Origin of the sequence: Streptomyces sp. NPDC057307 (assembly GCF_042667665.1) — a bacterium.
Classification (GTDB): Bacteria; Actinomycetota; Actinomycetes; order Streptomycetales; family Streptomycetaceae; genus Streptomyces.
Genome location: NZ_JBHUZM010000191.1, coordinates 1 through 12,060 on the forward strand (window position 1 = coordinate 1; position 12,060 = coordinate 12,060).

8 protein-coding genes are annotated in these 12,060 nt (G+C 70.3%); 6 read left to right on the top strand and 2 right to left on the bottom strand.

Translation table 11 applies throughout. The features are described from left to right. Nucleotides 1-36: 36 nt before the first annotated feature. Nucleotides 37-1,584, bottom strand: a complete 1,548-nt coding sequence (locus ACFUN8_RS34705) for a ricin-type beta-trefoil lectin domain protein (RefSeq protein ID WP_383646689.1) — start codon at nt 1,582-1,584, stop codon at nt 37-39. 106 nt (nt 1,585-1,690) lie between these two features. Between ACFUN8_RS34705 and ACFUN8_RS34710 the strand changes: the two genes are divergently transcribed. From ACFUN8_RS34710 to ACFUN8_RS34725, 4 genes are all read left to right on the top strand, one after another. Continuing rightward, entirely contained in the window at nt 1,691-3,166 is a 1,476-nt protein-coding gene (locus ACFUN8_RS34710; RefSeq protein WP_383646692.1) for a class II fumarate hydratase, read from the top strand. 73 nt (nt 3,167-3,239) lie between these two features. Next, on the top strand, nt 3,240-3,914 hold the full coding sequence (locus ACFUN8_RS34715) for a DUF402 domain-containing protein (protein WP_383646695.1): 675 nt from the start codon (nt 3,240-3,242) through the stop codon (nt 3,912-3,914). Nucleotides 3,915-4,401: 487 nt separating this feature from the next. After that, the gene (locus ACFUN8_RS34720) at nt 4,402-6,333 is read left to right on the top strand and encodes a SpoIIE family protein phosphatase (protein ID WP_383646698.1); all 1,932 of its coding nucleotides are present in this window, start codon (nt 4,402-4,404) and stop codon (nt 6,331-6,333) included. A gap of 220 nt (nt 6,334-6,553) precedes the next feature. Further along, entirely contained in the window at nt 6,554-8,017 is a 1,464-nt protein-coding gene (locus ACFUN8_RS34725; RefSeq protein ID WP_383646701.1) for a catalase, read from the top strand. 147 nt (nt 8,018-8,164) lie between these two features. Here ACFUN8_RS34725 and ACFUN8_RS34730 read toward each other — a convergent pair whose 3' ends face one another. Continuing rightward, on the bottom strand, nt 8,165-10,447 hold the full coding sequence (locus ACFUN8_RS34730) for a transglycosylase domain-containing protein (protein ID WP_383646704.1): 2,283 nt from the start codon (nt 10,445-10,447) through the stop codon (nt 8,165-8,167). A gap of 264 nt (nt 10,448-10,711) precedes the next feature. Between ACFUN8_RS34730 and ACFUN8_RS34735 the strand changes: the two genes are divergently transcribed. After that, nucleotides 10,712-11,647: an SPFH domain-containing protein gene (locus ACFUN8_RS34735; RefSeq protein WP_383646707.1), complete on the top strand. Its 936-nt coding sequence runs from the start codon at nt 10,712-10,714 to the stop codon at nt 11,645-11,647. Then, the gene (locus ACFUN8_RS34740; protein ID WP_383646710.1) at nt 11,644-11,970 is read left to right on the top strand and encodes a hypothetical protein; all 327 of its coding nucleotides are present in this window, start codon (nt 11,644-11,646) and stop codon (nt 11,968-11,970) included. Before ACFUN8_RS34735 ends, ACFUN8_RS34740 begins: the two co-directional genes overlap by 4 nt. Nucleotides 11,971-12,060: the final 90 nt, after the last annotated feature.

Below are 12,060 nucleotides of genomic sequence, written 5' to 3' on the forward strand. Positions count from 1 at the left end.
GAACACGCGCGTGACGGCCTCCTGTGGATCCGCGGATCAGACGAACCGCTGGCTCGCCGACCCGTCGCAGTTCTGCAGCCGCAACGGGTCCCGCGCCGACGCCAGCGTCAGGCAGAGCGTGCCCGCCGACGCCGGACGGATGGTGCCCGCCTCACGTACGAACTTCTGGTTCGCGCCGCCGTGGCAGTCCCACAGGGTGACCGCGGTGCCCGCGCGGTACATGCCGGACGGCACGTCCAGGCAGCGGTCGTGGCTCAGCTCGCTGTGCAGCGACCGGGCGCCGGCGCCCGCGCCGGTGTCGTACCACCAGCCCTGGTTACGGCCGTCGTCGCAGCCGTAGCCGGTGACCTTGGAGCCGTTGCGGGTCTTCGACGCGGTCACGTCGACGCAGGTGCCCGTCCCCTCGTTCTTGAGTGGCTGAAAAGCGTCGTCCCAGCTGCCCGGCTGGAGAACGGGCCGCCCCGTACTCGCGGGGTCGGCGCAACTCGCCTCGCTCAGCCCCGAGTCGTACAGCTGCGTCAGGCACGACGCGAACGCGACATGTCCGGCGGCGTTCGGATGGAAGGACTGCCGGAGCGAGTTCTCGCTCGGCGGGAAGGTCCCGAGGTCGATGAAGAGCCCCCGCGCCCAGTCGTCGTCCGTGCACACCTCATGGCCGTGGAAGAGGCGCGAGTTGTCCAGATACACCGCGCCGGAGCTGTTGGCGGCCTTCCGTACGCCGCTCTGGAAGGCGGGGACGGCGCCGTTACGGGCCCAGTCGGCGTCCTCGTCGTAGCCGGTGCAGCCGCCGGGGATCTTGCCCGGGAAGTTCGGGTTGTCGGCGTAGTCGGGGGTGAGCGGACCCGGGTAGCCCATCACCACCAGCTTGTAGTCGCCGTCGGCGTAACCCGCGCCGCGCATGACGCCCCGCAGGTCGGCCACGGTCGACTCGATCTTGGGTACGAGTCCGTCGACCCGTGCCTGCCAGCCGGCCCGGTACTTGTTGACGCAGGGCCCCTGAAGGGTGAACCAGCGGAGCACGCAGTCGGTGATCACCGGACCGAACTGGAGATCGTCGTTCGCGCCCGCCACCAGCAGCACCATCTTGATCCGGGTGTTGCGGGCCTTGATGGCGAGGCTGTCGCTCTGGACGAGTTCGTCGGCGAACTGCGGGGTGCCGCCGACCCGGACATTGACGGTCGAGGCTCCGGAGCAGGAGACGTTGTACGTGACGTCGGCCGCGATCCCGGTGCGGTGGATCGCCGAATCGGGTGAACGGTGGCACCAGTTGTCGGGCCCGTTCGTGCCCGGTTCGTAGGTGCCGACGCCCTCACCGGAGATCTCGCTGTCGCCGAGCGAGATCAGCCCGGTCTTGCGCTGGTCGAGGGGGCGCTCCGCGGGGGAGCCGTAGAGGCGGGTCGCCTCGGCCGCGCGGATCTCCTCCAGGGCGGGCGGCAGCGGGGTGGACGCGCGGACGGAGGCGGGCGCGCCGGTGGGGGCTGACGCCTGGGCCGTGGGGGTAAGTGCGACGAGTCCGCCGACGACGGTCGCGAATGCGGCGAGCGTGGCGACGGTACTTCGGAGCGTGGGTCTCGTACGTTGCATGGCCTCCCCGATCTCAGTGTTACCAAGGGTTTTTACTGGCGGGTAAGGGACTTGGGAACACTCCGAACAAGACAATTGCTCAACTTCTGCAGGAGGTACGACCACGATGACGAGCGACGCCAGCACACCCGGGAACACACCCGCGAACACCCCGACCACCGGCGGGACCACCGGCGGGACCACCAGCGCGAGCACCGGCGCGGGTTACCGCACCGAGCACGACTCCATGGGTGAGATCCAGGTCCCCCTCGACGCCAAATGGCGCGCCCAGACCCAGCGGGCCGTACAGAACTTCCCCATCTCGGGCCGGCCCATCGAACGCGCCCACATCGAGGCCCTGGCCCGTATCAAGGCCGCCGCCGCGACCGTCAACGCCGAACTCGGCGTGGTGGACCGGGACATCGCCGAGGCGGTACGGAGCGCGGCGGCCGAGGTCGCCGAGGGGCGCTGGGACGAGCACTTCCCGGTGGACGTCTTCCAGACCGGCTCGGGCACCTCGTCCAACATGAACGCCAACGAGGTCATCGCCACCCTCGCCACCGAGCGCCTGGGCCGCGACGTCCACCCGAACGACCACGTCAACGCCTCGCAGAGCTCCAACGACGTGTTCCCCTCCAGCATCCACATCGCCGCGACGGCCGCCGTCACCGCCGATCTGATCCCGGCGCTCGACCATCTCGCCGCCTCGCTGGAGCGCAAGGCCGAGGAGTTCGCGGAGGTCGTGAAGTCGGGCCGTACGCATCTGATGGACGCCACGCCCGTCACGCTGGGCCAGGAGTTCGGCGGTTACGCCGCGGCCGTCCGGTACGGCATCGAGCGGCTGGAGTCCGCCCTCCCCCGCCTGGCCGAGCTGCCCCTGGGCGGTACGGCGGTGGGCACCGGCATCAACACCCCGCCCGGCTTCTCGGCCGCCGTCATCGCCGAGGTGGCCCGCGCCACGGGGCTGCCGCTGACCGAGGCCAGGAACCACTTCGAGGCGCAGGGAGCGCGCGACGGACTGGTGGAAACCTCGGGCCAGCTCCGTACCGTCGCCGTCTCGCTCACGAAGATCTCCAACGACCTGCGCTGGATGGCGTCGGGGCCGCGCACCGGGCTGGCCGAGATCAATCTGCCCGATCTCCAGCCCGGCTCGTCGATCATGCCGGGCAAGGTCAATCCGGTGATCCCGGAGGCCGTCCTCATGGTCGCCGCCCAGGTGACGGGCAACGACGCGACGGTCGCCACGGCCGGCGCCGCGGGGAACTTCGAGCTGAACGTGATGCTGCCGGTGATCGCCAGGAACCTCCTGGAGTCCGTACGGCTGCTCGCCAACGTGTCCCGGCTGCTGGCGGACAGCACCGTCGACGGCATCACGGCGAACGTGGAGCGGGCCCGGCTGTACGCGGAGTCGTCCCCCTCCGTCGTCACCCCGCTGAACAAGTACATCGGTTACGAGGAGGCGGCGAAGGTCGCCAAGAAGTCGCTGGCCGAGAGGCGGACGATCCGCGAGGTGGTGCTGGAGTCCGGCTATGTGGAGCGCGGCGATCTGACGGTGGAGCAGTTGGACGAGGCGCTGGACGTCCTGCGGATGACACGGCCGTGATCGGGACCGACAAGATCGAGCCGTCCGGGCGCACCTCACAGCGCCCGCGGGGCCCCGGCTCTAAGATCTGCGCATGACAGGTGCGGACGGCATTCGACACTGGGACCGGGGCGAGCGGATTCTCTGGCGCTACCGGGACAACGGTTCGCCGCATGTCCACATCTGCCGCCCGGTGACCGTCGTGCAGGACACCGACGAGCTGCTCGCCGTGTGGATGGCGCCGGGCACCGAGTGCGTCAAGCCGGTGCTCGCCGACGGCTCGCCCGTGCACCACGAACCGCTCGCCACCCGGTACACGGCGCCGCGCACCACCGCCCGTGCCCACTGGGAGGGCACCGGCGTGCTGAAGCTGGCCAGGCCCGGCGAGCCGTGGTCGGTCTGGCTGTTCTGGGAGCAGGGCTGGGAGTTCCGCAGCTGGTACGTCAACCTGGAGGAGCCGCGGCTGCGCTGGGCGGGTGGTATCGACTCCGAGGACCACTTCCTCGACATCTCGGTGTACCCGGACCGCAGCTGGCTCTGGCGGGACGAGGACGAGTTCGCCGAGGCCCAGCGCGTCGGGCTGCTGGACGCCGGTCAGGCGCTGCGCGTCCGGGAGGCCGGGAGCGCGGCGGTCGAGATGATCAAGGCGTGGGGCGCCCCGTTCTCCGACGGCTGGGAGAACTGGCGGCCCGATCCGCGGTGGTCGGTGCCCGAGCTGCCGGCGGGCTGGGACCGGGCACCCGAACCGGTAAAGGTCCGGACCAGATGAGGGAAAAGGGCAGGTGGTCCGACGTACCTGGTGATCGCCGGGGCGGGTTCGCCGACGTCGTGAGACCCTTGATGCGCCCCTGGGGTTCAAACGTAGGATCGTCCTCCGCCGGGCCGCGCCCGACCAACGCGCGGGCGGGGCAACGGAGCTGACCTAGAGTCATATCGCTGGACCAGCAAGGGACCATCGAGCCGCACGACGTACGACGCACGCGAGAACGATTCGCACGACGAACGAGCCGCAGACAGCCGCAGGCCAGCCGTACATCAGCCGCTGGACATCGACGAGGGGGTGGAGCCGTGCAGGACGCCTGCCGCCGTGGCATCCGCGCTCTCGGGGCCCTTGAGGGGCGTTTCCGGCGCAAGGTCCCGATGTCCGGCTGCGAAGGCCCCTGCGGCCACAGACGCGGGACACCCTGGACGAGGGTGGCATCGCCAGTCGAATCGGTTGTCTCGCACCACCGGCCCGGACGGACGGAATCCCACGCGTGACGGAGCATCCCACCTCCCATGAAGGCCGGCAGCCCGTGGCTGCCCGGTCCCAGGAACGCACCCGGCCACGGCAGGAGGCGGCCGCCGCCGTACCGCAGCCGTCGGTGCCCTCGGTCCCCGCGCCCGCGTCCGCGCAGGCCGCGGTGGGGTCGGCCACGCCCCCGCAGGACCCGGTGGGCGCCGCGCGGCGCGAAGGCGACCGGCTGCGCTTCGTGGGGGCCGCCACCCGCCGTATCGCGCGGGGCATCGACCTGGACGAGATCGTGCTCGGTCTCTGCCGGGCCACCGTCCCGACCTTCTCCGACGCGATACTCGTCTACCTCCGCGACCCGCTGCCCGTCGGCGACGAGCGGCCGATCTCACCCTTCGTACTGAGGTTGCGCCGTACGGACCGGCTGCGGCTCACCGACGAGGACGGCGAGAGCGCGGGCACGGCCGGTACGGGTATCCAGCTGCCGGAGTCCGAGGCCGGCCGGATCGCGGTCCTGGACCCGCAGACCGACGTGATGCCCGCCGCGCAGCTGTGCGAGGTGGCGTCCGGCGGCGCGCTCTCCGAGGTCCTGCGCGGCGTGCGGCCGGTCTTCGGCGACTCCGCCGCCGCCCGCGCGGCGCTGCCCGAGCTGCTCGGCGGCGAGATGACCGTTCCCGGCGGCCGGCGCGCGATCCTGGCCCCGCTGCGCGGCAGGCGGCGCGTCATCGGCGCCGCCGTCTTCCTGAGGAGGCCCGACCGCCCCGCGTTCGAGCCCAACGACCTGCTGGTGGCCGCGCAGCTCGCGACACACACCGCGCTCGGCATCGACAAGGCGGTGCTGTACGGCCGCGAGGCGTACATCGCGGACGAGCTGCAGCGCACGATGCTCCCGGAGGGGCTGCCGCAGCCCACGGGCGTCCGGCTCGCCTCCCGCTATCTGCCCGCCGCCGAGACCGCCCGGGTCGGCGGCGACTGGTACGACGCGATCCCGCTGCCCGGCAGCCGCGTCGCCCTGGTCGTCGGTGACGTCATGGGTCACTCCATGACGTCGGCGGCGATCATGGGCCAGCTGCGGACGACCGCGCAGACGCTCGCCGGTCTCGACCTGCCGCCGCAGGAGGTCCTGCACCACCTCGACGAGCAGGCGCAACGGCTGGGCACCGACCGGATGGCCACCTGCCTGTACGCGGTGTACGACCCGGTCTCGCACCGCATCACCATCGCCAACGCCGGCCATCCGCCGCCCATACTGCTGCATCTGGGCGGCCGGGCCGAGGTGCTGCGGGTACCGCCCGGTGCCCCGATCGGCGTCGGCGGGGTCGACTTCGAGGCCGTCGAACTGGACGCGCCGGCCGGTGCCACGCTGCTCCTCTACACGGACGGCCTCGTGGAGTCCCGGCTGCGTGACGTGTGGACGGGGATCGAGCAGCTGCGGGAGCGCCTCGCCGCGACGGCGCAGCTCACCGGCCCCGACCACTCGCCTCCTTTGGAGGCGCTCTGCGACGACGTGCTGGACGTGCTCGGCCCCGGTGACCGTGACGACGACATCGCGCTGCTGGCCGCCCGCTTCGACGGGATCGCGCCGAGCGATGTCGCCTACTGGTTCCTGGAGCCGGAGGACGCGGCGCCGGGCCGGGCCAGACGGCTCGCCAGACGCGCGCTCTCGCGCTGGGGCCTGGAGGAGCTGAGCGACTCCGTCGAGCTGCTGATCAGCGAGGTCGTGACCAACGCGGTCCGGTACGCGGAGCGGCCCGTCACACTGCGGCTGCTGCGGACCGACGTCCTGCGCTGCGAGGTCGGCGACGACTCGCCGCAGCTGCCCCGCCAGCGCCGGGCGCGCGACACGGACGAGGGCGGCCGGGGACTCTTCCTGGTCAACCGGCTGGCCAGGCGGTGGGGCGCGACGCGGCTGTCCACCGGCAAGGTCGTGTGGTTCGAGATCTCGACCCGCCCGTAGACCCGTTCCTGGACGCCTCCGGTGCCGGGTTCTGGACGCGTCCAGGACCCGGCACCGGGCTCTGTCGTGGGCTCGGTCCCGGCCTCGGCCCCGGGCGCCGTGCAAATGTTGCCGACGATGTGTCGGCGGGTTTCACTGGGGCAGGCGGTCGACAAGACCGCTGTTGTCCCGTGGCGCGTGATTCCGGTCGCGGGAACCCCCTACCGACGGGAGGCCGCTCGTGACCGAGTCGACGCCCAAGGCCCCGTACACGACCAACAACGCCGGCATCCCGGTGGAGAGCGACGAGAACTCGCTCTCCGTCGGGCCCGACGGTCCCATCCTGCTCCAGGACCACTACCTGATCGAGAAGATGGCCCAGTTCAACCGCGAACGGGTCCCCGAGAGGGTGGTCCACGCCAAGGGCTCGGGTGCGTACGGCGTCTTCGAAGTGACCAACGACGTCAGCCAGTTCACCAAGGCAGACCTCTTCCAGCCGGGCAAGCGCACCGAGATGCTGGCCCGCTTCTCGACGGTCGCCGGTGAGTTCGGCTCCCCCGACACCTGGCGCGACCCGCGCGGTTTCGCCTTGAAGTTCTATACGGAGCAGGGCAATTACGACCTGGTGGGCAACAACACGCCCGTCTTCTTCGTACGCGACACGATCAAGTTCCAGGACTTCATCCGCTCGCAGAAGCGCCACCCGGCCACCGGGCTGCGCAGCAACGACATGCAGTGGGACTTCTGGACCCTGTCGCCCGAGTCGGCGCACCAGGTGACCTGGCTGATGGGCGACCGGGGCATCCCGAAGTCCTTCCGCCACATGAACGGCTACGGCTCGCACACCTACATGTGGGTGAACGGCGCCGGTGAGCGGTTCTGGGTGAAGTACCACTTCAAGACCGACCAGGGCATCGACTACCTCAGCCAGGCGGACGCCGACGAGATGGCGGGCAGCGACGCGGACCACCACCGCCGGGACCTGTACGAGTCGATCGAGTCGGGGAACGCGCCGACCTGGAGCCTGAAGGTCCAGATCATGCCGTTCGACGAGGCGGCCGACTACCGTTTCAACCCGTTCGACCTGACGAAGGTGTGGCCGCACGGCGACTACCCGCTGATCGATGTCGGCCGGATGACGCTGAACAGGAACCCGGACAATTTCTTCATCCATATCGAGCAGGCCGCCTTCGAGCCGTCGAACATGGTTCCGGGCATCGGCCCCTCGCCGGACAAGATGCTGCTCGGCCGGCTGTTCTCGTACCCGGACACGCACCGGTACCGGATCGGCCCGAACTACGCCCAGCTGCCGCCCAACCGGCCGCACTCGCCGGTGAACTCGTACGCCAAGGACGGCCCGATGCGGTACGTCGCGTCGAACGCGGCGATGCCGTACGCCCCGAACTCCTACGGCGGCCCGGCCGCCGACACCGAGCGCTACGGCGACCCGGCGGGCTGGGCGGCGGCGGGCGAGATGGTCCGCGAGGCGTACACGAAGCGGCGCGAGGACGACGACTGGGGCCAGGCGGGCACCCAGGTCCGCAAGGTGCTCGACGACGCGCAGCGCGACCGGCTGGTGTCGAACGTCTCCGGTCATCTGCTCCAGGGCGTGAGCCGGCCGGTCCTCGACCGGGCGCTCCAGTACTGGCGCAACATCGACAAGAACGTCGGCGACCGGATCGCCGCGAAGGTCAACGGCGGTTGACCGCGTAGCCCGGACGAGAAACGCGAAACGAGAACGGCCGCCCGGTCTCCCGGGCGGCCGTTTCGTTGCGCCGTACGCCGTGCGCCATACACCGTGCGCCGTGCCTCGCGTCGTGCGCCGTGCCTCGCGTCGTACGCCGTGCCTCGCTCAGTCGGTGAAGCCGGGTGGCCGCTGGCCACCGCCGCCACCGCCCCCGTCGGCGCCGCCCGCGGAGCCCGTACCGCCGGTGTCGGCGCCGCCGTCCGTGCCGCCGCCGGTGTCGCCACCGCCGCCTCCGGAGTCGTCACCCGGCTCCGGGGGCGGAGCGGGCGGCTCGGTCGTCGCCGGAGGATCGGTCGCCGGCGGGTCGGTCTCCGTGTCGCTGGGGTCCGGCTCGTCGGGCGGCGGCGTCGTCGGGTCCTCGGTCTCCGGCGGCTCCGTGGAGGGCGGCGGTGTCGAGGGCTTGGGCGGACGGTAGGTGTCCTCGGCGACATCGAGGTCGAACGAGGCGTCGGAGCCGCCGCCCAGCGCGCCCAGGGTGTAGTCGGCCCAGATCTTGGCGGGGAAGCCGCCACCGTTGGCGCGGCCCGAGTTGGCCGTGCCGGTGAGGGTGACCTGTCCGCCGCCCTCGGCCGTCGACTCGCCGAACAGGGCCACCACCGTGGTCAGTTCGGGTGTGTAGCCGGCGAACCACGCCGACTTGTTGTCCTCCGAGGTACCCGTCTTGGCCGCCGCCTTGTACGCGTCGGTGTTCGCCTCGTGCGCCGAACCGTTCTTGACGACGCCGGTGAGGGCCGAGGTGACGGTGTCGGCGGACTCGCGGCTGATCGCCCGGTCCCCGATCCGCTCGGGCAGTTCGACCGTACGGTCCTTGTGCTCGGCGGACTTCAGGATCGACGGCGTGACCTTCTCACCGTGGTTGTCGAGCGTCGCGTACACGCCCGCCATGTCCCAGGTGGATGCCTCCATGGTGCCCAGGGTGATCGCGGGCCGCTCGGGGAAGTTCTTGTCCCGCATGCCCAGTTCGAGCGCGGTCTTCTTCACCTTGGCGGGACTCACGTCGACGACCATCTGCGCGAAGACCGAGTTGACGGAGTCGTTGGCCGCTTCCTGCACGGTGATGTCGCCGTAGTCGACGTCGTCCTCGTTCTGCGGTGAGAAGGGGGTGTCGCTGCCGACGACCTTCCGCTTGCTCGTGCCGTCGTAGACCGTCTTGAGCCCGATCTTCTCGCCGTCCTGCGTCTTCGACCCGTTCTCCAGCGCCGAGGCGAGCACGATCGGCTTGAAGGTCGACGCGGGCTGGTAGTCGGTGCGCGTGGCGTTGTTGATCCAGTGCTCGGTGGCGCCGACCCCGCCGTAGAGCGCGACCACGGCGCCGGTCTTCGGGTCCACGGACGTCGCGCCCGCCTGCACGGTCGCGTCCACCTTGCTCTTCTTGCGGTCGAGCTTGGACTCCAGTTGCTTCTCGACCGCGCCGACGAGTTCCTTCTGCCGCTTCTTGTCGACGCTCAGCGTGATCGTCCAGCCGCCGGCGTCGATCTCCTCCTTGCTGACACCCTGCCGCTCCAGCTCACTGTTGGCCGCCTCCACGAGATAGCCGGCCTGCCCCTCCGCGCCGGGGGCGGGCTTGGGCTTCTGCGGTACGGGGAACTTCAGCCCCTCGCGCTCGGAGCCGTCCAGCCAGTCCTCCTCGACCATGTTGTCGAGGACGTAGTTCCAGCGCTCCGTGACGAGCTTCTTGCCGGTGTCCGTGGCCTGGGCCCAGTCGTACTGGTTGGGGGCCTGGAGCAGCGCGGACAGATACGCGCCCTGCGCGACGTTCAGCTTGGCCGCGTCCACGCCGTAGTACGCCTGGGCCGCCGCCTGGATGCCGTACGCGCCCCGCCCGTAGTAGCTGGTGTTCATGTAACCGGCGAGGATCTCGCTCTTGGTCATCTGCCGGTCGACCTTCAGCGAGATCACCAGCTCCTTGAGCTTGCGGGTGACCGTCTGGTCCTGGTCGAGGTAGTAGTTCTTCACGTACTGCTGGGTGATGGTCGAACCACCCTGTTTGCCCTTGCCCGAGAGGGTGTTCATCAGACCGCGGGTCGTGCCCTTGATGTCCACGCCGGAGTCCTTGTAGAAGGACTTGTTCTCGGCGGCGACGAAGGCGCGCTGGACGTCCTTCGGGACCTTCTCCAGGCCGACTATCTCGCGGTTGATCTCACCGGTCCGCGCCAGGACCGTGCCGTCGCTGTACTTGTAGACGTTGCTCTGCATCTCGGCCTGCGCGTTGGCCGTCGGCACCGGGACCAGGAAGTACATGACGACGAACGCGCCCATACCGAGCAGGCACAGCCCGAAGAACGTACCGAGCAGCTTCCTCAGCGTGAAGAAGCCACGTATGCCGCCGGTCTTCTTCGCCCGGCGCGCTCCACGCTGCCGGGCCTGTCGCGCTTCCGCTCGGCCCATCGCTCAGTCGCTCCGCTCTCGGGTTCTCGGGTCTCGCCTCGCCGGGCCTCGTCCACTTGTCTCAGTTGCCGGAATCAGCTCAGAAAGCTAACACCGTCCCCTGTGACAAAGGACCTCGATCCGGTCGTATCCGACGTGACAATCAGCACCTGTCTCAGAGGAACCGACTCACGAAAGGCGCAGAGGGTTGCGAAGCGCGTTAATGTGTAATCACAATGCTAGCTGCACCGACAGGCGCGACAGCACGAGGAACGGGGACCAGCCATGCCTACGACCAGCACTCCAGTGGTGGACGACCTGCCCGAGATGCCCGCCCCACGGGTCCGAGAATTCCAGGCGAGCAGTATCGGCGGCGGCCTGGCGCTGCTGCTCGGGCTGATCGGCCTGATCGGTGGGGTCGCCCTCGTCGTGACCGGCGCGACCCTCTCCTCGACCGGCGCGAAGGCCGTGCTGATCGTGATCGGCGTCCTGCTCGCGATCGGCGCGTTCTTCGCGATGTGCGGGCTGAACATGGTGGCGCCGGGCGAGGCCCGCGTCGTCCAGTTGTTCGGCCGCTACCGCGGCACCATCCGCGTCGACGGCCTGCGCTGGGTGAACCCGCTCACCTCACGGGCGAAGATCTCGACCCGCGTACGGAACCACGAGACCGCCGTCCTGAAGGTCAACGACGCCTACGGCAACCCGATCGAGCTGGCGGCCGTCGTCGTCTGGCGGGTCGAGGACACCGCGCAGGCGCTCTTCGAGGTGGACGACTTCCTGGAGTTCGTCTCCACCCAGACCGAGGCCGCCGTCCGGCACATCGCGATCGAGTACCCGTACGACGCCCACGAGGAGGACGGTCTCTCGCTGCGCGGCAACGCGGAGGAGATCACCGAGAAGCTCGCCGTCGAGCTGCACGCCCGGGTCGAGGCGGCCGGTGTGCACATCATCGAGTCCCGCTTCACGCACCTCGCGTACGCTCCGGAGATCGCCTCGGCGATGCTCCAGCGCCAGCAGGCCGGCGCGGTCGTGGCGGCGCGCCGGCTGATCGTGGACGGTGCCGTCGGGATGGTCGAGGCGGCCCTCACCCGGCTCCAGGAACAGGACATCGTCGAGCTGGACTCCGAGCGGAAGGCCGCGATGGTCAGCAACCTCCTGGTCGTGCTCTGCGGTGACCGGGCAGCGCAGCCGGTCGTGAACACGGGCACGCTCTACCAGTGACGGAGCGCAAGCAGGTTCTCCTGCGCCTGGACCCGGCGGTGTACGACGCCCTGGCCCGGTGGGCGTCCGACGAACTGCGCAGCGCCAACGCGCAGATCGAGTTCCTGCTCCGCCGGGCCCTGGCGGAGCAGGGACGGCTCCCGGGCAACGCGAGGCCGATCCCCCCCAGGGGCAGACCCCCGAAGGGTCCCAACTCCCCCAAGCCGCCGGAACAGCCCGCGCCACCCGCGCCACCCGCGCCACCCGCGCCCCCCGACCGGCCGGGCCCGGCCGAGGCGCACGACACCTCGGCCGACGAGCCCCGAGAGGACCACGACTCCTAGGGCCTGTCTTCAAAGTCCCGCCTGGCCTGCGACGCCTGGCACGGCACCTCGCCGCGTTGTCGGAATCGACCAAGTACGCCCAGTACGAGG